The 22,165-nt window shown below is 40.4% G+C and carries 20 protein-coding genes; 10 read left to right on the forward strand and 10 right to left on the reverse strand.

The genetic code is table 11. The features are described from left to right. The first annotated feature begins 134 nt into the window (after positions 1 to 134). Positions 135 to 971: an MOSC domain-containing protein gene (locus tag VHA01S_RS08495; RefSeq protein ID WP_023403951.1), complete on the forward strand. Its 837-nt coding sequence runs from the start codon at positions 135 to 137 to the stop codon at positions 969 to 971. A gap of 88 nt (positions 972 to 1,059) precedes the next feature. On the opposite strand, the gene VHA01S_RS08500 is transcribed toward VHA01S_RS08495, so the two are convergent. Continuing rightward, positions 1,060 to 1,797, reverse strand: a complete 738-nt coding sequence (locus VHA01S_RS08500; protein WP_023403952.1) for a hypothetical protein — start codon at positions 1,795 to 1,797, stop codon at positions 1,060 to 1,062. 250 nt (positions 1,798 to 2,047) lie between these two features. On the opposite strand from VHA01S_RS08500, the gene VHA01S_RS08505 reads away from it, so the two are divergent. Beyond that, entirely contained in the window at positions 2,048 to 2,914 is an 867-nt protein-coding gene (locus VHA01S_RS08505; protein ID WP_023403953.1) for a hypothetical protein, read from the forward strand. Between the two features lie 118 nt (positions 2,915 to 3,032). Here VHA01S_RS08505 and VHA01S_RS08510 read toward each other — a convergent pair whose 3' ends face one another. Together VHA01S_RS08510 and VHA01S_RS08515 are read right to left on the reverse strand one after the other, a co-directional pair. Further along, positions 3,033 to 3,908: a radical SAM protein gene (locus VHA01S_RS08510; protein ID WP_023403954.1), complete on the reverse strand. Its 876-nt coding sequence runs from the start codon at positions 3,906 to 3,908 to the stop codon at positions 3,033 to 3,035. 211 nt (positions 3,909 to 4,119) lie between these two features. Beyond that, positions 4,120 to 4,932, reverse strand: coding sequence for an SDR family NAD(P)-dependent oxidoreductase (locus VHA01S_RS08515; RefSeq protein ID WP_023403955.1), 813 nt, complete (start codon positions 4,930 to 4,932; stop codon positions 4,120 to 4,122). Positions 4,933 to 5,098: 166 nt separating this feature from the next. On the opposite strand from VHA01S_RS08515, the gene VHA01S_RS08520 reads away from it, so the two are divergent. Then, positions 5,099 to 5,989 (forward strand): LysR family transcriptional regulator, encoded by an 891-nt coding sequence (locus VHA01S_RS08520; protein ID WP_023403956.1) that lies wholly within the window; start codon positions 5,099 to 5,101, stop codon positions 5,987 to 5,989. Positions 5,990 to 6,225: 236 nt separating this feature from the next. Here the strand turns inward: VHA01S_RS08520 and VHA01S_RS08525 are convergent, their stop codons facing one another. From VHA01S_RS08525 to VHA01S_RS08535, 3 genes are all read right to left on the reverse strand, one after another. Continuing rightward, positions 6,226 to 7,791, reverse strand: coding sequence for a polysaccharide lyase family 7 protein (locus VHA01S_RS08525; protein ID WP_023403957.1), 1,566 nt, complete (start codon positions 7,789 to 7,791; stop codon positions 6,226 to 6,228). 228 nt (positions 7,792 to 8,019) lie between these two features. Continuing rightward, positions 8,020 to 9,900: a polysaccharide lyase family 7 protein gene (locus tag VHA01S_RS08530; RefSeq protein WP_023403958.1), complete on the reverse strand. Its 1,881-nt coding sequence runs from the start codon at positions 9,898 to 9,900 to the stop codon at positions 8,020 to 8,022. A gap of 216 nt (positions 9,901 to 10,116) precedes the next feature. Beyond that, positions 10,117 to 10,497 (reverse strand): DUF2750 domain-containing protein, encoded by a 381-nt coding sequence (locus VHA01S_RS08535; RefSeq protein WP_023403959.1) that lies wholly within the window; start codon positions 10,495 to 10,497, stop codon positions 10,117 to 10,119. A 384-nt stretch (positions 10,498 to 10,881) separates the two neighbouring features. Here VHA01S_RS08535 and VHA01S_RS08540 point away from each other — a divergent pair, with 384 nt between their 5' ends. The 6 genes from VHA01S_RS08540 to VHA01S_RS08565 all read left to right on the forward strand — a co-directional run bounded on the left by VHA01S_RS08540 (position 10,882) and on the right by VHA01S_RS08565 (position 17,292). Continuing rightward, a complete protein-coding gene (locus VHA01S_RS08540) occupies positions 10,882 to 11,853 on the forward strand; it encodes a polysaccharide lyase family 7 protein (protein ID WP_023403960.1) in 972 nt (323 codons plus the stop codon). A 237-nt stretch (positions 11,854 to 12,090) separates the two neighbouring features. Further along, the gene (locus VHA01S_RS08545) at positions 12,091 to 12,663 is read left to right on the forward strand and encodes a hypothetical protein (RefSeq protein ID WP_023403961.1); all 573 of its coding nucleotides are present in this window, start codon (positions 12,091 to 12,093) and stop codon (positions 12,661 to 12,663) included. 3 nt (positions 12,664 to 12,666) lie between these two features. Beyond that, the gene (locus tag VHA01S_RS08550) at positions 12,667 to 13,698 is read left to right on the forward strand and encodes an HlyD family secretion protein (RefSeq protein ID WP_023403962.1); all 1,032 of its coding nucleotides are present in this window, start codon (positions 12,667 to 12,669) and stop codon (positions 13,696 to 13,698) included. Positions 13,699 to 14,002: 304 nt separating this feature from the next. Then, the gene (locus VHA01S_RS08555; protein WP_023403963.1) at positions 14,003 to 15,019 is read left to right on the forward strand and encodes a DUF6929 family protein; all 1,017 of its coding nucleotides are present in this window, start codon (positions 14,003 to 14,005) and stop codon (positions 15,017 to 15,019) included. Between the two features lie 424 nt (positions 15,020 to 15,443). Continuing rightward, complete coding sequence (locus VHA01S_RS08560; protein ID WP_023403964.1) at positions 15,444 to 15,896, forward strand: GNAT family N-acetyltransferase; 453 nt, start codon at positions 15,444 to 15,446, stop codon at positions 15,894 to 15,896. Positions 15,897 to 16,263: 367 nt separating this feature from the next. Next, positions 16,264 to 17,292, forward strand: a complete 1,029-nt coding sequence (locus tag VHA01S_RS08565; protein WP_023403965.1) for a hypothetical protein — start codon at positions 16,264 to 16,266, stop codon at positions 17,290 to 17,292. A gap of 285 nt (positions 17,293 to 17,577) precedes the next feature. Here the strand turns inward: VHA01S_RS08565 and VHA01S_RS08570 are convergent, their stop codons facing one another. From VHA01S_RS08570 to VHA01S_RS08585, 4 genes are all read right to left on the reverse strand, one after another. Further along, positions 17,578 to 18,390 carry a LysR family transcriptional regulator gene (locus VHA01S_RS08570; RefSeq protein ID WP_023403966.1) on the reverse strand — a complete coding sequence of 271 codons (813 nt, stop codon included), beginning with the start codon at positions 18,388 to 18,390 and terminating at the stop codon, positions 17,578 to 17,580. A gap of 126 nt (positions 18,391 to 18,516) precedes the next feature. Continuing rightward, positions 18,517 to 19,929 carry a TadE/TadG family type IV pilus assembly protein gene (locus tag VHA01S_RS08575; protein WP_023403967.1) on the reverse strand — a complete coding sequence of 471 codons (1,413 nt, stop codon included), beginning with the start codon at positions 19,927 to 19,929 and terminating at the stop codon, positions 18,517 to 18,519. A 14-nt stretch (positions 19,930 to 19,943) separates the two neighbouring features. Further along, positions 19,944 to 20,561 (reverse strand): TadE/TadG family type IV pilus assembly protein, encoded by a 618-nt coding sequence (locus VHA01S_RS08580; protein WP_023403968.1) that lies wholly within the window; start codon positions 20,559 to 20,561, stop codon positions 19,944 to 19,946. A gap of 3 nt (positions 20,562 to 20,564) precedes the next feature. Continuing rightward, positions 20,565 to 21,062 carry a TadE/TadG family type IV pilus assembly protein gene (locus VHA01S_RS08585; RefSeq protein WP_240432772.1) on the reverse strand — a complete coding sequence of 166 codons (498 nt, stop codon included), beginning with the start codon at positions 21,060 to 21,062 and terminating at the stop codon, positions 20,565 to 20,567. A 411-nt stretch (positions 21,063 to 21,473) separates the two neighbouring features. Here VHA01S_RS08585 and VHA01S_RS08590 point away from each other — a divergent pair, with 411 nt between their 5' ends. Next, the gene (locus VHA01S_RS08590) at positions 21,474 to 22,040 is read left to right on the forward strand and encodes a HupE/UreJ family protein (protein ID WP_023403970.1); all 567 of its coding nucleotides are present in this window, start codon (positions 21,474 to 21,476) and stop codon (positions 22,038 to 22,040) included. The last annotated feature ends 125 nt before the right edge of the window (positions 22,041 to 22,165 follow it).

Genomic DNA, 22,165 nt, shown 5'->3' on the forward strand with positions numbered 1-22,165 from the left:
AGTGTGATTGGTATAAGAAGAAACCGAGAATGTGGTATGGTTATCACGCCAAGCAAACGATTACTTAAATGCGGGCAAATGATAGCGAAAATGCAATAAGATTGCATTAACATTGAGAGAGTTAGAGGTATAAAGTGAAGGATTTAGCTCAATTATCGGGTATTAATATATTTCCGGTAAAATCAACATCTGGCATTGCACAATCCAGAGCTTATGTTGGTTTAGAAGGAATCAGTTTTGACCGTCGTTTTGTGGTGACTGATACGGCGGGTCGCATGATTACCGCACGTAAGTACCCTAAGATGGTGACGATTAAAAGCACGCTACTGCCAGATGGTATTTTGCTGAGTGCTCCCAATGCACAAGACCTGCATTTGTCTATATCAGATCTGGAACGTAACGAGTTCGAATGTAAAATCTGGAGCGATCGCTTTTTCGCTTATACCACCACAGACACCGCTAACCAGTGGTTTAGTAACGTATTAGGTACGCCAGCATTGCTATTGTATTGCGGTGAAGAATCTAATCGCTATCGTGAAAAACTGGCAACTAAAGTCAGCTTTGCCGACGGCTATCCGTTATTGGTGATCTCTCAAGGTTCTCTGGATGAGTTAAACCGCAGTGCTTCACATCCACAATCAATGTCGCAGTTTCGCACCAACTTGGTGATAGAGGGTGTACCACCTTTTGCCGAAGACAGCTGGGAAAAAATCGCCATTGGCGAGGTAGAATTTAAAGTAGGCAAGGCATGTCAGCGCTGCGTATTAACCTCAGTTGATCCAACGACAGGCGAAAAAATGGCTGCCCAAGAGCCCACTGCAACCTTAGCTAAATTTAGAGCCGACGAAAAAGGGGCGATTTTCTTTGGCATGAATTTGATTGCACTCAATGAGGGTGTGATTGAAGTAGGGGATGAGCTTCGAGTGCTAGAAACCCGCACTGCTATTACTTATGCAGATACGCGCGATTAAAGCCAAGCTGATGTAGTGAATTTAGTTGTGATTATGAACTGGTGAATATTTACCAGTTCATAATGAAAATATGTGTTATTAAAGACATTTAACCTAACAGTTCAAAAACCATTGTTTTTTCGATAATAATTTCTTCTCCGTCCCATATACCTTCACTTGATTTTTTTCTATATTCATTCCCCTGCCATTTGTCTGCGACAGTATGTTCAATGAGGTCTGGCATGAATACCTTAGTGTTTTTTGGCAGATCTTTAGGGATTAGGTATGCCGCAAAAGGTGATGAGTTTAGATTAGCTTGCAATGTAGATGATAGGTTCGTATATGCATCTAGAGAACGAAGATCATAGCTCTGAATAATATATTCTCCGCTATCTTCGTCTTGTTTTATAATCACTTTTTCACCAAAACATTCGTCATAGACTGTAGGTTTTATGATTACTTTATAACCTAGTTTGACGGCTCTATTAATTGATTCAACGTCCCTTGCAGTGTTAATTACTAGCAGGTTATCTCTGTTTGTTTCGCCACAAATATTTGATTCTTGCTCATGAGTTTTAGTTGTACTGATAAACCTAATGTCATTGACACTATGGCGAAAGTCTATGTAAGCGCATGCATCGGGGTCGATTTTAAATATCGCGATTATCTGTTCTTCAGTAAATGTTGTTAAATCAATTACATGCTTATCGCAAGAACTACAAAATCTCTTAAACTCACTCTTTGTCCATGACAATTGTTCCCAGTTTTTTTCTAGGGGGCAAGAGAACTGTTTGATTTTACTTCCATCAGTACTCAACAAAGTATTTGAAGCTAAATGTAAGATCATTGTGTTTCCGTAAATATAAGGTACGAGATGAAATGCTTTAATTATATCTGATATAAGGAAAGTATATATTAAGAATTACATGTATCTTTTGAATATAAGATCTGGTTTTTAAATAACTTTTGACTATAACAGTCAATTAAAGTTGTTTGCTTTGTATTGAATATATTTGAAAATTCACATTTCAACAATTCATATAGCTAATTGTATGCGATTATTCGTGCAGTTTAATTATAGATTCAGAGTATTAGTTATGTTCTTTAAGTGGTTTTGTGTGATTCTTTTAAGTTTTAATGTAGTTGCATGCGGTAGCGAAGGGGGCAGTTCTTCAAAACATAGTACATCACAAGAAACAAAATCACCTGAATCCAACACTAGTACATCTGTGATTAAGTCATTGCCAGTTACCAAAGTTAGTCCTCTAGTTCCGTTATCTCAATCAAAAATAGTTTCACCAATGGTTACGTTAAATCCTTCAGAAACCTCATTTGTAGGTATCGTTGAATCATTTTTACCAAATTATGTTTTCAGTGAAAGAAACCGTAATGAAGCTAAATATATAGACGTAGATAAAGGATATCAGCTTAATATGCTGTTTGGTTCTTCAAAATATCAACCATTTAATGATACAGATGGGCTTTCTATCTCAGTTGATATCGTTGATACGAATACGCAAAAAATATTAGTAGATGGCTCTATTAGGTTTAAATATAGTGCAGAGATGTTGAATGTAGATTATATGTCTTTTGCAGATCATCAATCTAAAAATACATGGCAAAATGGTTTCGGTTCTGGTCTCATAAATGCATATCCTTATGCTTCTGCCAGCAACAAAGAATCCAATAGTCAAATATCTGGGATGCATGACTCTTGTGAGGGTTATACTTCGATGCATATAAATGGCTTTAATAAGAGTTTTAATAATTACGCTCCATATGAACTTGGTTTTAATGGTAGGGCTACTTTAACTGATGTGTGTACTATCACTGGTGGAATAACAGTCTCATCAGGTAGTTTAAGGTATGGAGCGTCTTATACAATTATTTTGAATAAAAAAGATGGCATAAAAGAAATTAATGTTAATTCTGGTGAGTATCATTTTGTTAAAGAAATCAATTAAAAACACTATGATTTTGCTTATTTATACAGCTAAATTATAAGTGGATAAATAACCTAAGTTTTTGGTGTTCCTTCATCCGTAAGAAACACCATTTCAATAATTGGACTTTAAATCTCGTCTACCAAGCATAGGTCTCAATGACGTTTTTCTTGGTCATCGGGTTTAAGCTAATGTGCTTGTTAATATGCTCCAAAAACGGTTGGCGGGCGGCAGGCCACTCACCACGCATGCTAGCGATATTGTTGCCGTGATCGCCCCAATAGAAACAAGGGAAATCATCCATATTTTCCAATAGGTATTTTTCTTCTTCCAAAATTTGTAATGGGCTGGGTAGACTAAATTGCCCATTATGCAGTTCTTGCTCTAATTCACTGCCCGGTTGAATGGCCAGCGCCATAGGTGCAATTGCATCAGGGCGCATGATGTTCAGCAAGCTGGTGGTGTTGATCGCATGTTCTTTTGAACGCTCACGGCCACCTAGACCAAAAATGAATGACGCTAATACTTTAATATCTGCTTCTCTTGCCAGTTCCATGCCTTTAATCGCATGTTCACGGGTCATTCCTTTTTTAATGCGTTCCAGCACAATAGGGTCACCCGATTCAAGGCCAGAGTAGGCGGTAGTTAACCCGGCAGAGCGGATCTCTTTTAATTCAGAAATGCTCTTGCGGCGAAAGTCATTGAATCCCGAATACAGAGCTAAGTTTTTAAGCTCAGGAAAGGTCACCTTTATTTGATCGAGAATCGCGATTAACTTTTCGGTGCGCATTGCCATGACATTACCATCAATTAAGAAGATGGATTCCACTTTAGGGTATAGGCGACGAGCCTCGGCAATGTCTTTGAATATGTCTTCAAGTTCACGAACTTTGAATCGTTTGTCATCGAACATAGTGCAAAAGGTGCATTGATTATTGCTGCAACCTAGGGTGGTTTGAATGAGAATACTGTCAGCTTCCATCCAAGGGCGATAGATTTTACCTTCGTAATGCATGTTAAGCCTTTTTAGATTTTAGTGATTGTTGAGGTGGGTAAGCTTAACTGTGTGGCACGGGATTGATAATGGCGATTTATCCTTAATCAGAATTAAGAATTTATTAATAATAAGGTTTATTAATGATGCAGTGGATAGAAAAAGCCTAGCTATACAGGGCAAAGGTGCGGGGCAAAGCTAGGCTCGTTGTTTTTGTAATATGAGTAGGAGATTACTTTAATCTATCGGTTAAAAGTTTTTCAATTACCGCGACCAATTGTGCATTTTTTTGAGTGTCACTGGCATGTGGATGAGGTGATGCGAAGCGACCAATATCATTGTCAAAATACAAACCTGATGCGTTAGCAAACTCCTCTGATAGGGCGGCGCGATACAAAATATCTGCGCCAATACTCAGATCATTGCCCGCAACGCCATACGCTTCTTTTACCAATTTACTGCCAAGGAATGAGGCTGGATTGACTGCGACAACGCTAGGCCCACGCTCTTTTAATTTAAGCGCAAGATCAGCTGACCACATAGTAATGGCTAATTTGCTTTGAGCGTATACAGCACCATCGCTTTCGTGTGCGTCAGCACTGACTAAAGCGTTTAGATTAACGGGTGCTTGTGCGGCAGAAGAGAGGTTTACGATACGCCCTGTTTGGTCAAACAGGTTCAAAAGTGATTGAGTTAATAGGTATGGCGCTATGGTGTTTACCACAAAACGAGTGTCCAAATTTTCTGAAGTGGTAATTGTTGGTACGTTATAAACGCCAGCATTGTTGATGAGCACGTCCAGGTGTTGATGTTTTTGCTTAATGGCGTTTGCGAGCGCCTTTGTGTCTTCAAGATTAGAAAGATCGCCAAGATAACTTTCAACATTACCAGCGCCTGATAATGCGGATAATGCCGCTTGTACTTTAGTCACTTTTTGCTTGTTACGACCATGAATCAACACATTATGTCCATCCGCCACTAGCTTTTTAGCGGTTTCAAAGCCAATGCCATCGGTTGAACCTGTTATTAGAATGGTTTTTTTCATGAGCGACTCTCCGCAAATTAGGGTGTGTTAAGTTTTAATCATACTAAACAATAGGTGCTTTTGATTATTAATAAAAACTTAAAACTGATTTGCGCCTAAGGGTGCTTATCACTAGTATTCATCACTATACTGCTAATAATAAATTGAAATTAAGAGATTAGCTTAAATGAATATCGATCATCTCAGATTGTTCGTGCGGATCGCCTCTACTCACAACATCAGTCTTGCAGGTAAGGAGTTGGGCTTATCCGCACCTGTTGCCAGTATGCACATCAGTAAACTTGAACAAAGCATAGGTGCTCGTCTAATTCATCGTACAACTCGTAAAGTATCTTTGACCGAAGAAGGGCAAAACTTACTGCCTTATGCTCAAGAAATTATCGACAATGTTGATGCTGCGCAAGCTACAGTTGGCTCAGGTAAAGCATGCCCAAAAGGCACATTGAGGATTGCAGCTCCTGCTTCTTTTGGCCGAATGCACTTAATTTCGCCGTTAAAAGGGTTTTTAGCACAGTATCCTGACTTAGCAGTTGATATTCGTTTAACGGATTCCATGATTGATCTCATTGATGGAGGGTTTGATTTAGCTATTCGCAATGCCGAATTGAAAGACTCAACATTGATAGCGAAAAAAATCGCCACCGACAAACGCATTATGTGCGCATCTCCTGACTATATTGCTGAACATGGCACGCCACAAACGCCATCCGATCTATACCAACATATGTGCATCAATCATGCAGGGCTAGAATCTTGGGTTTTTCAACAAAGCGATGGTCCTGTTAGCGTCAAAGTAAAAGGAAAAATCAAGGTGGATCATGGGGAAGCGGTGCGTGATGCTGCGGTAAATGGCATGGGGATTGCCATGTGCGCCACTTGGATTGCGTATGAACATTTAAATGATGGGCGTCTAGTGCAAGTGTTAGCGGATTATCCATTAGTGGATGACTCTGCCATTTGGGTTGTTTACCCCAGTTCAAAACAATTAGCTCCCAAAGTGCGCGTGTTTATTGATTATATTGCTCAGTTTTATGGAAATCCGCCATATTGGGATTGAGATATAATATGGCTGTTATCACGGTTAATTGTAAGAAATATAATACGTAAATAGCCAATGAAATATGAATATCGATTCCTGTATATAACCACACAGATAGTTATCTGTGATTTGAGGTTTGATTATTAAACCTTGGACCGTGAAAAGGCTTGTATATTATTTAGTGTGGATAGAATAAAAAAATGCCGCTCACATTGTGAGCGGCATTAATATTTCAGATTATACGAAGATAAATATTATTTAGCTTTGTATTGGTCGTGAGATGCGTCAAGTTTGTAGAAAGTAGCTTGAGCGTAATCATCTAGGTCGCCGCTGATGTTTTGGTTGTAAACACCGGCTTTGAAGTACATGTAACGGCCGCCTTCGTCGTAACCACTGTTAGTCATGTCAACAACTTGAACTACGTCGTCATGGCCTTCACGAGATAGAGTAACAGTCATAGTGTTACCCACAACTTTGATTTGGTAGCTGAACACTTCACCTAGAGCAATACCAGTATCACCAACTTCAGCAGTCATATCACCCACTAGAGGGTAGAAATCTTCTTTAGTTGCGCCTTGGCTTTCGTGAGCAAAGTAAACCGCACCAGTTGCTTGGTTTGGAAGTTTACGGTAGTAAAGACGAATTGGCTCATCGTTTTTATCGTGGATTTGACCAATGATAAAGCGACCTACTTCGTTAGCATTACCAGTAGTAGTAGCGTGGTCGATTTTCAGTGTTGCGTTTAGAACACCATCGATGCCGCCAGCTGCTTTTAGGTCAGCTTCTGGAGCACTTGAGAATACCCAGTTGTTTTTGTTCACGCCTTGAGTACGGATAGATTTGTCACCACGACGTAGCATTTCACGTAGCTCAGTACGAGCGTATTTAGTGTTTTCTGAAGTACGAACACCTTTAACGTAAGCGCGGAATACCATGCCGCCGTCGTCAGCTGTGTAGAATACTTCTGGGTGTTGGTAACCGTTTGCTAGGTCCCACTCAGAAACATCATCAGGTTTGCCGTTTTTGTCATGGTCGAATGGTTGAGATAGGTACCAGTACGACATGTCAAAGTTTTCACTTGGTGCATTACCTGCTAGAGGTGTTGCTGGTAGAGCAGGTGTTGGAGGAAGCTCAGTACGTAGACATGTTACTGTAGTTTCACAAGGGTAAACTGCTTTTTCGCCGAAGTTACCTTTACGAAGGTCTTTACGTGCTTCTTTACGTGCTTTCTCTGCTGCTTTCATTTCAGCAATCATTGACTTCTCTGCAGCAACAACTGCTGGAGTAATGATTTGGTTAGCAGGACATGCGTTGATGTTACAGTTAACAGCAGCTAGTTCAGTGACACTGTTCCAACCGTTTTTAGTGTTACCGTGACCTACGTATTTTACGTAACGTGCTTTAACAGCTGGTGCGAACTGGAAGCGCTCTAAACCAATTGCTTGACCAGAACTGATTTGGTCTTTTAGTACAGTTGTCCAGTTTTCACCGTCAACAGATACTTGGATATCAAAGCGAGTTTGACGCTCATTACCTTTACTGAATGCCGCTTGAACTGCGTCAAATTCGTGAACTGAACCGTAGTCTAATGTTGCTGACTCGCCGTCACCAGCTGAAGACCAACGAGTAGTTAAGTCTTGGTCGAATAAACGGTCAGGACCGTTACCATCGTGGCTACTTGCTGTGATAGCAACTGGAGTAAGAAGTGCTACGCCTGTCTCTTTGTTGTTGTCAAATTTTGGAGCTGAAGGTGCTGAAGTACAGCCTACTGCTAATAAGACAGAAGTTGCTAACAAGCTTTTTAGATATATATGTTTCATTTACCATTCACCTAATGTTGTATAAACCAACGATATTATTTGTAATATAAAACAGTTACTAACTGCATTTGTTTTTGATATAGAAAATACGACTTGATGATTTCTATATCTTTTAAATCTAGATAGAACGATGTTCGTCATTCGTTCTGTGTTGTAAATAATACATAATTTAATAATACAAATGTAAAGATGTATTAATAAGTGCGATCAAGATCGACTTGAGTGTTTCTAATAGTGATCTATGTCTAAGTAACTAAAGCTAACGTCGAAAATTTCACCAGAATAATTAGGTGAAAATTGCGGGTATATGCCAGCTTTGAAGTAAAAAGCGATATCTGGAGATGCCCAATCGGCAGACAAAACCACTTTATCACCGTCATTATCGACATACTCTTCGCCCCAAGGGATGGTATGCGACTTCAAATTACCGCCATCTGCATCATAGGTTGCAAGATAGATACCTTCTTGATTGGCGCGAATGGTGTAACCCCATTCTTCTCCTGTTTTATATGTGCCCAAATCAACACTAAACGGTTCACAATGACCGCAGCTTGAGTTATTGGTTTCATAGTCATCATTTAAAATGACTCGCACTGGTCGATTATCACCTTCCCACAATAACTTGACTAAAGCCTGACTGATTTTCCAGCCATGTATTTGCCCCAAAATGACTTTTGGTTGGCTTAAATCGGGATGCTCTTCAACTCTTAATAGTGCTTTGAGCGTGTGCGTAGATGCACCAGTTCTGTCATCGTCAAGATACCAGCTAGAATCTTCATTACTGCTGCTACAAGTGGTGTCTTCATCACTCATATAAAGTTCACGTAATTCGGAGCGAATGTAGCTTGAGTTTTCTGTTGTTGAACCGTAGCCCATATCTGCTCGAAAGTGCATGCGACCGTTTTCCACGGAGAAGTAGGTCATGTCCTGATCGGCGTGATAAATGTCTTCATCGTTAGCCAGTTCATCTCGGTCAGAATAACCACAACGGGCAGGGAACAGTTCTGCTGCGCTACTGCCACCTTCGCCGTACCAATCGTCTTTACTGGCAGGAATGGTGATTTTCCATTCGTCGATGTTCCATTGGTAAGTGGTCTCGGTGTCGGTATCCACTTGCTGTTCAATGACTTTTAGAGATTTAAAGTGAGCTTCAGACTCACCGTTTTCAAACTGGTTATAAACGCCGGCTTTAAAGTAGCTTAGTAGGTGCGCCCAGTAGTCGATATCAAGATCCGCTTTTTCAATCCCATTTACTCGAATAGAAAGACGACTGCTTTGTATCGCTAATTGGAATTCGGTAAATTGGTCTGTATTGGCTTCACCAAGATCGATGTGATCATAGGCGTCGTCACAGCGAGCATCATCTGGTATCGCAGCGTCGCCTTTACAATCAACAGCGTTATTTTTGATGACCGCCCAATAATGGCCATAGTTACCATCACGTTCGGTTTCGTACACCACTCTTAGCAATGGGTGAGGGATGTAGCCTGTGCCATCACTTGCGGTGCCTTTGTTATGGATTTGCAAGAATGTCACTTGGTCTCTGCTTGAAGAAGAGTTAGACATGGCTTGCTCTATATTAGGAAGGCTGACTTCTGCATATAAAGTGCGTTTAATGCCCTCGGCATCAACGTCAAAATTTTCTAGCTCGCGAACTTCACTGCGCATGAGGTAATTAGACATTTTGAATACTAAATTTTGCGAGCTTTGCTCTGCGTAAAAATAGTCGTCAAAGTAACCGTGGAAGTTACCGTCTTTTATAATGCTCTCTTTATTAGATTCGGCGCCTTCAGGATCGGACATTTGCAGATCTGAGTTAGACAGGATTGGTTGGAATTTTGTGAGGTCATAGGGCGCGATATGATCTTCACTGCTGTCATCATCGCCCTCGTCGCCACTTCCGTTGTCGTTATCGCCGCCGTTATCCCCGCCGTTGCCGTCGTCATTATCATTGTCGTCGTTATCATCACCATCATCTGAATCTGGTGGGGTCGGATCAACGTCACCGGGAGGGTTTGGGTCCACAGCGGGTGGTTGAGAAGAATCGTCACTGCTGCCACATCCGCTAATGATTGCGGCTAAGGCTAAAACTAAGAGTGTTTTATTCATTATTACTTTGAATTAATTAAAATATTAAAAGCAAAGCATCGGATTTGTCATATTTTATGTCAAATTAGTGTCATAGAAACTGTGAGCTCATGCATGCAGTTGTTATTAAAAATGCGATCGTGATGCAAGAAAGAAACAAATAAAAATGCGCCTCATTATTAATAATGAAGCGCATTTATAGAATGATGTTGTATTAGTATAAGAGGAAAGGCGAGGTTATTTTTTAAGTTTAGCTTCGCGTTTAGTCAATTCCATTTCAAATTCATCTGGGTAGAGCACAATACCTTCGCCTTCTTGATCAGGAAAAACCACCAACGAAAGCTCGTCATCTTCTAAGCCATGCGTCCAACGGCTTTTCCATTTGGCAATAGAGATAGGCTCGGCGGTGAAACCTTCCCATTCACCGGTAGCCCACATCAATGCATGTTCTTCGGATGGCCAGACAGGAACACATTCCTCATCTTCGGTATTGAGCATCACGCTACCGTGCTCATCAATTAGCAACCAGATTTTTTTATCGGTTGCAGCCGCTTTAAAAAAAAGATTAAAACGTTCTGATGGATCATTTGGAACATTAGGTGTGTTTGACTGTGTCATAAAAGCCCTTGATAAGCATGATGTTGATGACGGGTATTATAGCGATTTTTATTGCTGTTGTATTTTTATATCCAGTCCCGATCCTAAGAAACTAAATAGTATAATCAAAGCCGACAATATATTGGCTAATTTATAGCCCTTGGAACACATTTAACGTTAAATATGTCGAATATTGAGTAAATCGATGAAATAACGCATGTGCATATTAATCATACAAATTACTTATTTATTGAAATGTAAATATTTAAAACTTGAATGTGTATGGGTTTGATAGCTAGCTTTACTCTTCAAAATATGATCCAAATCACAGATTTACAAGAGGTCATAGCCTGACATCAGTGGTAACATTCTTGGTAATACAATATTACATAGAGTGTAAATGCAATGATGAGTTTAAAAACATTGGGTACTTCTAAAGGCAAGAAAGCGGTTTTCGGTGCAGTTGCCTTAGTCGCTGCGCTGACAATGACTGCATGTTCAAATGTAGCACCTAACAATGCGCCAAAAACTAAAGCACCTTCAGACAACTTTGACCTACTAGGTTGGACAGTAAGTGTGCCTATCGATTCTGATGGCGATGGCAAATCTGACCAAATTAAAGAAAAAGAATTAGCAGCAGGTTACTCTGATGCGAATTACTTCTACTTGGCAGAAGATGGTGGCATGGTATTTAAAGCGCCAGTGAAGGGTGCAAAAACATCTAAAAACACTACTTATACTCGTTCAGAATTACGTGAAATGATTCGCCGTGGTAACACTCAATACAAAACGAAAGGTGTTGGCGGTAACAACTGGGTATTCTCAACGGCTCCTCAAGCAGACCAAAAAGTAGCTGGCGGTGTTGACGGTACTCTAGAAGCAACTCTAGCCGTTAACCACGTAACAACTACAGGTAAAAACTGGCAGGTTGGTCGTGTGATCATCGGTCAAATCCACTCAAACAACAACGAACCAATTCGTTTGTACTACCGTAAATTGCCACAAAACGAAACAGGTTCTATCTACTTTGCGCACGAACCACGTAAAGCGTTTGGTAAAGAAACTTGGCACAACATCATCGGTAACTCACTACCTGATTACTGGCACCAAGATGCAACACCAACAGAGCCTACAGACGGTATCAAACTTAACGAGAAATTCAGCTACCGTATCCAAGTTAAAGGTAACGAGCTTTCTGTAACTATCATGCGTGATGGTAAAAAAGACCTTGTTAAAACAGTCGACATGTCTGAGAGTGGCTTCGGTGAAGGCGGTCAATACATGTACTTTAAAGCGGGCGTTTACAACCAAAACAAAACAGGCGATGCAGACGACTACGCACAAGCGACTTTCTACAAGCTTAACGTAACTCACTAATCAGAACATCACTCGCAACTTGCGGTTATGTTTATGATTTAACGATGTTTTAACTGTGTTTTAACTGTGTTTTAGCTATGTTTTGACCATGTTTTTAACTCGTTTTAGAGATTCAAATCCCTTACTTATGTAAGGGATTTTTTTTGCCTAGCACTTTTTAGGAATATGGCATATTCCACAATCATTGAATCCTTCTATTAAGATGACTGGGAACTCACAACTAAGAAGCGAAAATCAATGTCTGATGCATCCTTACCTCCTACCAGTGACGGTCTTGGGAGAAAACTCGCAAGGAGCGCTCTGTCTGTTGTTACTTATATTGTTAAAGCCATTATTGTGTTTGCCGTTATCGGCGGAGCGTCGGTTGCTTTGTCTCATCTAGGTGCCATCCATGGTACGGACTTACCCGCAGAATATTTTAGTAATGGGCTTCCGAACATAGTCAAATTATTAGACTCAGAAGTGTTTATGGGGTTTGTCTTTTTCGTCACTGTCTCTGTGATCATTTACGTGCTGTATTTATTGTGGCAATTGCATGAAATTGCAGTGCATAAAGCCTCGAATATGTCGAGCGCGCATACTCAAATCGTATTTGCTCTTTCTCTTTGTGGTTTGTTCATCAATAAAGCGTGGTGGGTATTAGCTATCATCATCGCCTTTACCCGTTGGGATGTGATTGGTGAATCCATTTCCAAAATTATTCGTAACGGCACGGCTAGCTCAAAGAACATGCCTGCGCAAACTTCAATGCAAACACAAGCACAAGCACAAGCACAAACGTCAATGCAAAATGAAAAGTCAGGAGAGTAAGCAATGAAAGAGATTATGTTGCCTTACATTCTTATATGTTGGATTTTAGTCAAGATAGGCTTTATTAAATGGACGTTACGCAATGCCACCTTAATGGTGGGCACAGGCATGTTGATTGCCACCGCGTTATTTGTTGCGCACCGTTTTTGGTCGCCAGCAGATTTAACCGATAGTACTACGGTGAAGGCGCCACATGCGGTATTAAGCCCGTTATTTGGCCAAGAAGTGGATGAGGTGTATGTCACTCATAACCAGATGGTGAAAAAGGGCGACCTCATATACACGTTGCGCTCAGAAGATACCGAATCCAAAATGGATAGCTTGCAGGCACAGAAAAAGGCCAGTGAAGCTGAAATTTTGTCTTTGAGACGTCAACAACAAAACGATAGAAAAACTCTACAGCGCTTAGAAAAGCTAAAAGATTTTGCCCAGGAGTCGGAGAGAGACGATACTCGCACGCGCATCGAAACCGCAGAAGCGAACATCGCCGCCGCACATGCGCAGATCATGAATATTGAAGCTCAGATGGCGACCGCCAAATGGGAACATGAGCGCCGCGAAGTGCGTGCGCCATTTGATGGACAGTTGTCGATCACCAACATTACCAGTGGTACTCGCACTGGTAACATGCACTTATATTCAACAGAGAAAAAGTTTGTTGAGATGAGAATCCCAGATCAAACCTATCGAGGTATTAAAAAAGGTCAATTTGCTGAGTTCTATGTGGACGCCTATCCTGGGGAGATTTTCCGAGGGCGAGTGCATAGCGTGACTACCGGCACTGGTGAAGCGCAAGTGCAAGTACGTCAGGGTAGCCAACATGTTAGACAGCACGTAGGTAACAATATGAATTCCCACGGGCGTACCATTGTCATCGAATTTGAAGAGCCGCAAGGGTATAACATTCCAATTGGTTCTACAGGCTCTGGCTGGGTGTCAGCGGAAAAACCGCACCCAATGCTTGGCTTTATGGATATCATCGGCGCTGCGACAGTACGGTTAAAGGCGTATAAAGCCTACTTGTCAGCCATGTAATAACAGGTCATCGCATGTTGAACCTCTAAAGGTGTAACACTCATTGTAATGGTTAGTATCTAAGATTAAGTAGATGCACTGAAAGAAAGCATGGTTTTTATCGAAACTGTGCTTTCTTTGCAAAATTCAAGACTTGACCCCATCAACTGATTCCATCGATATGCAGCGTGGCTGAGCAAGGGAAAGATCTTAAACCCCAATGTTGAAATGCCGTTATCTACACAATCTTTGTTTCCATTCCTATAAGAACTGCTTGCGGGGTATATAGTGAAAATCCTTAAATATCAAGGATGTAAAGATTAAAATGAAAACAAGAAACTATGTTGTAGCAAGTGTTCTAACTGCTGCAGCTATTGCCGTTAGTGGCTGCTCTCAAACTCCAGCGCAAACGGAGTCATTTGACTTTGTGATCGGCAATTCCACCATCAACCCAAATCTCTCTTCTGGTTCTGCAATGGTGGTAAACAATAGTAAAATTATTGTTTCAGGTGATGACTCACCATGGTTATTTGATGTGGCTGATGACTTTTCTATTGATAGCAAAACGCTTATTGACAACTTCCCAGTCAATCAAGACAATCGCGTAGCTCACGCAACAAAACCTGATTTCGAGTCAATGACGCTGCTAAATTACAACAATCAACCTTATTACTTTGTGGTTGGTTCTGGCAGCAAAAAAGTGTTACGTGAAAATGCGTATCTAATCCCAGCTGATGGCGGGGATAACATCAAGTTATCGCTGTCTCAATTCTATACTGATTTACACAGTGCTGCGGGTTTCACAGACGAAGAAAAAATAAACATTGAAGGCATTGCGAATTCTGCAGATGAAACTTACATTTTCAACCGTGGTAATGAAGGTAAGAATGCAATCTTCACAATGAAAACTGCCGATATGTTGAATTATCTGCAGGGTAAGATCGATCATATTCCTTCATTGGATGTTGTGGAAATTACATTGCCTAGCATCAACGGTGTGCAAGCATGCTTATCTGGTGCAGATTTTTGGCAAAGTAGCAACAGCTTGATTTATACAGCTTCGGTTGAAGGTAATAATTCAAGTAGCGTGAATGATGGTGAGATCCAAGGCAGTTTTGTTGGGGTGCTACCTATCGATGCACTTAACAATAAAGAGAGTCTTGATCTTACGCCATATAGCCAGTTGATACAAAATGCTGGCAAACCGGTGATCACGAAAGCGGAATCTATTGCGGTTGCTGAGCAAACTAGCGAGCAAGCATCGGGTTATGTTGTGAGCGATAATGACAATGGTACAAGCCAGTTCTTTACCTTCACTATCCATAAGCCTGCCGCTTTATAATTTTTAGCGAGTAGAACGAAAAAGCCTGATGAGGAGACTCATCAGGTTTTCATTTTTTTGTTTGTAAAAAAGTTTAATCCTTCCAATAAATCTATTTCAAATAAGAACTGGAAACGCTCTATTATGCGTGATGTTCTGGCCCTACACGGTTGTGGACTCAACATTTTATCTTGGAAAAGCTGTAAATCTGCCACAGTATCGATTCAAACCTTATTAAGGTGAGTTTGCTAGACAGTAAACTATCCGAATTCAACTCATCTAAAAATCATGCTTATTTTAGCAATCTAATTACTTTACATAGTGACTAAGTCATTGATTATGCGTTGAACTAGTAAATGAAAGACGTCATTATGTAAGAGGAAAAGCGGCTGTTAGTCGTTTTAGTGTAATAGTTTTTCCTCACAAATTGATAAGGAGTGTCATTTTGAAAATAGAAAAAGTAGATAAATCTTATTTTGAAGATATAGCTCAACTATTTGATTTATATCGTCAGTTTTATGGTCAAGAGCCTAACTTATCTGGTTCTAGAGCTTTTATTGAAGAAAGAATAAATTGTTCAGATTCAGTCATTTTCCTAGCAATCGATCATCAAGATAAACTGTTAGGTTTTGTTCAACTTTATCCATCTTTTTCTTCAGTCGCAATGAAGCGCATGTGGTATTTAAATGATCTATTTGTTGCTGAACCAGCAAGAAAAAAGGGGGTGGGCAAAGCACTATTACAGCATGTAAAAAGGTATGCTTTAGAAACAAATGCTCTAACAGTTAAACTAGCAACTGCTGTTGATAATGAAACGGCTAGAAAGCTATATATTTCTGAGGGTTATTCAAAGATTACGGCTTTTGAGCATTTTACGCAGAAAGTAGAACAGGCATAGTAAAGCTTCGAGATACTTTTTCTAGTCAGATAGGTGCTTGTTGGTTTAATAGTTCGATCTCGTTTATGTTTTAAAATGAGATAGTTTGTTTAGAATTCAACCTCGTTTGGTCGATGAGATATCGAGTAAGTGATTGTTAATATAAGATTAAATGCAACATTAACTTAAGATAATGAGCATGGTTGAAAGTGATTGCATGCAGGCTCGTTTTTACCTAAATGATGATTGGAAAATGTGATGTATACGCATGATCTTTTAATGATTTATGGTAGTTTGAATGAAAGTTAGGCTAGAAGGAAAACGAGAAAGTCGATTAATAAGAAATGTTTTGTGATTATGCGTACACCGTCGCTATGTGGTAATCAATATGGAAATTTATCAAAAAGAAATGAATTCTCAGCAACCCCAAAAAGAAAAAGAGTTTGAGTTGGATAGGCATAGACAAAGAATACAAGAGTTTTCGCTATACTGTGAACAGCACAACATATCAGTCCTTAAAGATGATTTCGATTATATTCAAACAATAGGTGTCGTAGCGCGACGGAAAAACATTCTTAAAGATATATACCCTGATCTACCAGTGGATAAAGATGGGCTAGTCTCTTGGAATTTTATTAAAGATAAGTTGCAGTCCTCAAACCAAATGGCGGGTTATATTGGATTGAATGACTTTGTAGTAATGGTTCACCCATACTTTAGAAGAGGGATGTTTCTTTTAAACAACTGGGCTCCTTTATTTGTAGAGCTATTTTGGCGAGTAGAGGACGACAACATTGATGCTTATATTGCGCTAGATTTTGATAACGTTAGGGTCAATACTGAATCATTTTTCTATATGGAGGCTGACACATGGTTTGGAGCTCCTTTCGATAGAAATATAGAAAACATTCCCGACGGCATATCTAAATTAAGGCCACCACTTGATATAGAAAGAGTGCTAAATAATAGTATATTTAACGATGCTTATTCTCTCGATGTTAAATGGAGTAGCAAAGGTAATATTCGAACCTTTCAGGCTTTAGAGTTTAAACACGAAGACGTAACAGTTGAACTAGATGGTGTAACCTATCATCCTGTCCGGTATATTCATGCAGAATATGATCTTAATAAAAAAGCATTTAGACATTTCGACGGCGCTGTTCAGCATTTCTTGCCCAACGAATACCATCAGAGAATTGACATGGACTTTAACTTTGACAGTAAGTCATTAAACTCACTTAAAGCAAAAAATATTAAATTATTTAAGTTTAATGGTGAGTTTTCTGTAAATTTCTGGGTTGAGTTTTGCTCTCATTTTTACATTGGCAATCCATTAATATTTGAGTATTTTACGGGTAATTACCCTGACCATGTAACTGATTCACTGAATAGAATCCGAGAAAAGGTTGTTACATAATCACGCTTTAAATCTGAGTTGCGAGAGTGGGCGCGTGCCGAACTAGCTAGCACTTAAATATTGTACACGTCACTTATAGTTTAAGTAGGCGTTAGCTATCATTTAGTATGTTGTAGCAAGAAGAACTGCAACATTGAAAATCGCAATAACTCGTTTAGCGATCCATCAGTTCTGGTAGAAGCCCATGAGTTGACTTCTGAAACTATTAGACCATCATCACTGCCGATGAATTTTGTAACGTGTTACATATCACTATTTTTAAGCTGCATTATTTAGCATTCATCATTACTTGTCATGATTATTCTGCTCTCGAACACAGCGCGTGATGAGTTTTTCTAGCCATAGGTTTTTAGGCGACTTTCTCTTAGAGGTTTTTTGGATGATGGCAATGTCGATGCCAAGTTCAGGAAGGTCAGTATTTTGGCTGTAGCTGGCGAGGCGCATTGTATAAGCCATTCCCATTAAGTTGTTCATTAACATATGGTTGTCGACAAAAATGGTGGCTTCCACGTCAGGTAAAACTCTCTGAAAACGGTTTTCATATTCGTTGACACCTGGTGCAATATATTTGATGTATTCGCCGTCTTCATTGCCGGTGACTATGCCTGAACTGGTGTAGAGCTTTTTCTGATATAAGCTTTGAGGCTTATCGGTTAAAACGTGCAGCCCTAAATCGACCTCTTCATCTAAGATCATCCCTTCAGATAACTTTGTCCAATTACGGATTTCAATGATTGCGTCAGTTTCTTGACGAATGGCTTCAATGATAGATTTGCCAAATTGAATTAACATTGGCTCTAGGCCGTGAATCACAATGCGATCAATATGGGTGGTGCAAAAGGTTTCGGGCTCTAGCGATTGCGACAATTGTTCAATGGCGCGATGCAACTTAGGTTGAATACTTAACGCGTAAGAGGTGGGAGAAAGCCCTTCGGCACTGCGCGTGAACAAGGGGTCATCAAGCTCTTCGCGAAGTTGTGCCAGTACCTTTGATATATACGATTGAGAACGCCCCAATTTCTTGGCTGCGCGTTGCGTTGAGTGTGTTTGCATCAAAGTTAAAAACACATTCAGTGAATTTAGATCGGTAATTCTCATCCTGTCGCCATCAATTCCTTTTAGGATTAAGAATAGCAAAAAAACAAAGGCAAAAAAGCAATAGAATCAATAAGTTTATAACGTGTAACTTGTCTAATTTATCCTAATTGTTGCTGTGCTCTCAGATTACAAAGTCAGGCGAGTAATAAAGTCCAATATCTTGTCAAAACATGGCCCAAGATCGCGTTCATCTTCTGCATAACAATACAGCCCTTGGGTTTGATTGGCTTGAAAATGCAGTTGCGGATAAAGTAGTGCATCATAGCCATTAGCGCCTCCCATTCGGGCATCATTTGCCATTCTGTAGAGCATATCTTCACCTGTGCCAACGTTGCTGCCATTGATGTCCATTGAACTGGTGAGTGAGCTGCCCAGTCCCAATGTAAAAATATAGATGTCATCAGCTCGCGCGGCATACGCCATTTTTTCAGGTAAATCCCGAGAGATACCGCGAATTAATTGCTGAAACTTGCTTTTGTGAGAGTTGCTTGTTTGTGTATTTTCATCGTAAGACTGGTTGCCTGCTCTAGGTCCACCTAATAGAGGAAAAGAGGCATAACTGTCATCAGATGAAATGTTCACATAGCGATAAATATCTTCAGAGTTGTTACTTGCGCTTTTTGTTACCCATTTATTTTGGTAATCGTTCCAAATGTTATAACTAATACGACTGGCCATTTCGCTGGCACCCCATAAGCCTTTCGCCGCTGAGCCTGTTGTGGAAATAGAAGCAAAATTATCTACGCCATCTATATCAAAATTCGCGCTAAAGGTATTGGGGGCACCATCGGTGAACAGCACAATCACTTTTAAATTGGCGGGTAACGCCGAGCCAGTGACGCTAAACTGCTCATAACCTCGATAAAAACCTTCGGCTGTATTGGTGTAGTTGTTGTTATAGCTCATGTCATCGATGGCTTTTTCTACCGCGTCAGCATCGTATTGGCGCACGTCAGGATCAAATGCGACAACGGTTTGTGCACCATAACCATATTTGGTGACTGCAACTCTGTCATAGGTTGGGTTAAAGTGCGACAGGAACTCTTTAGAGCGGGTTTTCACTGTATCAAATACGCCACTTAATGAACTGGAATTATCCACAACCAAGGAGATATCAACAGTGCGACGAGTGGTTTGTGATTCAGCGGTGAGCGTCCAAGTATCAATGCCCACAAGTTTGGCTAATATAGTGGGCATATTGGCTTGACCGGTAAGATCAACGGTGACTTTTCCCCATTCATCAACACTAAAACTCCATGTTTTAATAAAAGCGGAAGTATCTAGATAATCACTGGGGAAATTGACCTGAAAATAGCGTTGAGCGGCGTTTTTTGCGGCGGCTTCACCTAACGAGGATACTCTGGCGGCGGCAATTCCAGCCGCGTCAACTGCAGCAAACAGTTTCGTTTTCGCAATATAAGCACGACCAGTGTCTATAGTGAAAGCGGCCAAAATTATCATAAAAGGAAGCGAGATAACCATAAATAATGAGATGGCGCCTTTTTGATGAGTTAGGGTCTTTATCCAACGCTTATGCATTTTGCTTCCTTGCATTATAAGTATGTACGCTCACTGATGATGAAATCGTTACTCAGTAAAAAACTAGAAATAGGGGTATAGCGGTAATACACCTCGACAATATAGGTGGACTCGCCATCTTGGATGACTGAGGTTTGTGCGTTATCAATGGTGACGGTAGGAAAGTCATCAATTTTGATCTGAGCGTCACTATCGGGAAGATTGCACTCTTGCACATCATTTTCGTTATCGTCATCAATATTGACGTCACTCCACGAGGGACAATTGCCCCAGACTGCGCTGGTGGCCGAAATGGCCGAATCCATCCATTTTACTTGTCTCGATATATAGATAAATTCGCCGTCATTGTTATCACGTCTAGATACTTGATTGATAATAATGGTGCCATCTTGGGGCATATTCAGTGGGGTGGCGCTGTTGGCAATAATGTCCATCACGGTTTCTTCGGTGTAACTGCTGGCGCGTGAGATAAGGCTTGCCCCCTCTCGACTCAAGTTAAGAATAATATTCTTAGCTTGCAAAATGAGTGTGAACTCAAAAATTGCCATCAATAGTAACAACAACACAGGGGTGATTAAGGTCATTTCAACGGCGGCTAAACCGGACTGCTTTTTAAAGAATCGTATCTGCATGCTTTATACTTGCTCGTTAAATTCTTCGTTTTTCATAGTGGCACTGACCGTAAACTTGTATTTACCGTCAGTCAGAATAGGGATAATGAGGGGACTAAGGCTGTGCCACTCACAGTCGAGATGGATAGACACCAACTGTCCCGGAGAGCCAAAACCAGAAACACTTTGCCCATTAACGTCTTCAACGCGAATATCTTTGATATCCATCACTTTTTCTAATATGCCAATGGATGAGTGTTCTATGACAGTAAGGACTGCGTTTTCTCGCAAAGGATTTTCTTGGTCAGGATCGGAATCTATTCGACCCGTAATGGCATAACGAGCTCCTTCACGAACCGCATGTTGCATGGTGAGTTTGACGTAACCAAACAGAGCAAAATCGACAATAGTAAATAGCAGTAGGAAAAATAAGCTAAAGACGATAGAAAATTCGACAAGGGAGATCCCACGTTGCTTATGGCGTATCTTTATTATGCAGGGTGAAACTGTTGATAATTTCAAAATGTACCAAACTTCCATGTTGGGACAAAATACTGCAAACCCTTAATAATTAAAGGGTTAAATTTGTGGATTTGTTAATGTATGTAAGGTTTAATGTAAAAACCGTAACAAATTGTATTTTGTATTACTAGTGAGTTTCTATTCATTTGCTGAATGTGTGATAAGGCTCACTAAGTGGTGGCAAATGCGATATGGGGCTAAGCCTTTTCACTGTATCTGGCGAGAGTTTGTGCAATCAGTGGTGTGGAATTGCCTTGTTATTGAGCAGTCGCCACGGCATAACAGATACAACGACTTATCCCTGTCGTGCTAGGGCGATAAAATCTGCTATAACATGTCTGCGTTTCATTGATAAAGATAATTGCTTCTTCAATGACCCTCATTTTTCATTTGTGTATAGGTTAGCGATATATGCGCGCATTCGTTTTGTTTCTATTGTGTTTGAGTGTACCTGCATACGCTCATACTGGGCATTTGGTCGCGAGTAGTGGCTTTAAGGCAGGCTTTTTGCATCCGCTGTTTGGGCTTGATCATTTATTTGCCATGTTATGTGTCGGTATTACCAGTTCTCGGTTAGGGGGTAAGGCTCTTTGGCGAGTACCTCTGTATTTTATTGTATTGATGATGGTCGGTTTTATGCTTGGCAGAGCGCAACTGCCGTTTCCTTATTTTGAATCTTTGATTGGCTTATCTTTGGTGTTCTTTGGCTTACTTTTGGTACCAAACAAACCTTTGCGTCTGGGGTACATTGCCTTACCTATTACGCTTTTTGCGTTGGCGCATGGTTTTGCTCACGGCAGTGAGATTGGCGGTCTGAATAATCCTTGGTTATTTCAGCAAGGGTTTTTACTCGCTTCAATCATTATTCATATCGTTGGGGTAGGGATTGGCTGTATTCCAACCACAAAAGTGTGGGCGCAACATGCGGCAAAATCAGCCTTTATTGCGGTAGCGGTCTATGGCGTGTTTTTGCTGTAGTGATTTAAGCATTGATAGTGATGTTAAGTATTGATAACCCCGTTCTAGGGTTATCAATACGGTTTAATCGTAGCGTGTGCCTGTGGTTATGCGGTAATAGCAATCGTATTAAATAACTAGCCATT

The sequence above is a fragment of the Vibrio halioticoli NBRC 102217 genome, assembly GCF_000496695.1.
GTDB lineage: Bacteria > Pseudomonadota > Gammaproteobacteria > Enterobacterales > Vibrionaceae > Vibrio > Vibrio halioticoli.

Bases quoted from the DNA above. Each gene is read 5' to 3' on its own strand.
- VHA01S_RS08520 (WP_023403956.1), top strand. From the start codon at position 5,099: ATGAATATCGATCATCTCAGATTGTTCGTGCGGATCGCCTCTACTCAC.
- VHA01S_RS08530 (WP_023403958.1), bottom strand. From the start codon at position 9,900: ATGAATAAAACACTCTTAGTTTTAGCCTTAGCCGCAATCATTAGCGGA.
- VHA01S_RS08510 (WP_023403954.1), bottom strand. From the start codon at position 3,908: ATGCATTACGAAGGTAAAATCTATCGCCCTTGGATGGAAGCTGACAGT.
- VHA01S_RS08515 (WP_023403955.1), bottom strand. From the start codon at position 4,932: ATGAAAAAAACCATTCTAATAACAGGTTCAACCGATGGCATTGGCTTT.
- VHA01S_RS08570 (WP_023403966.1), bottom strand. From the start codon at position 18,390: ATGAGAATTACCGATCTAAATTCACTGAATGTGTTTTTAACTTTGATG.
- VHA01S_RS08540 (WP_023403960.1), top strand. From the start codon at position 10,882: ATGATGAGTTTAAAAACATTGGGTACTTCTAAAGGCAAGAAAGCGGTT.
- VHA01S_RS08545 (WP_023403961.1), top strand. From the start codon at position 12,091: ATGTCTGATGCATCCTTACCTCCTACCAGTGACGGTCTTGGGAGAAAA.
- VHA01S_RS08575 (WP_023403967.1), bottom strand. From the start codon at position 19,929: ATGCATAAGCGTTGGATAAAGACCCTAACTCATCAAAAAGGCGCCATC.
- VHA01S_RS08580 (WP_023403968.1), bottom strand. From the start codon at position 20,561: ATGCAGATACGATTCTTTAAAAAGCAGTCCGGTTTAGCCGCCGTTGAA.
- VHA01S_RS08555 (WP_023403963.1), top strand. From the start codon at position 14,003: ATGAAAACAAGAAACTATGTTGTAGCAAGTGTTCTAACTGCTGCAGCT.
- VHA01S_RS08500 (WP_023403952.1), bottom strand. From the start codon at position 1,797: ATGATCTTACATTTAGCTTCAAATACTTTGTTGAGTACTGATGGAAGT.
- VHA01S_RS08590 (WP_023403970.1), top strand. From the start codon at position 21,474: ATGCGCGCATTCGTTTTGTTTCTATTGTGTTTGAGTGTACCTGCATAC.
- VHA01S_RS08525 (WP_023403957.1), bottom strand. From the start codon at position 7,791: ATGAAACATATATATCTAAAAAGCTTGTTAGCAACTTCTGTCTTATTA.
- VHA01S_RS08565 (WP_023403965.1), top strand. From the start codon at position 16,264: ATGGAAATTTATCAAAAAGAAATGAATTCTCAGCAACCCCAAAAAGAA.
- VHA01S_RS08505 (WP_023403953.1), top strand. From the start codon at position 2,048: ATGTTCTTTAAGTGGTTTTGTGTGATTCTTTTAAGTTTTAATGTAGTT.
- VHA01S_RS08535 (WP_023403959.1), bottom strand. From the start codon at position 10,497: ATGACACAGTCAAACACACCTAATGTTCCAAATGATCCATCAGAACGT.
- VHA01S_RS08550 (WP_023403962.1), top strand. From the start codon at position 12,667: ATGAAAGAGATTATGTTGCCTTACATTCTTATATGTTGGATTTTAGTC.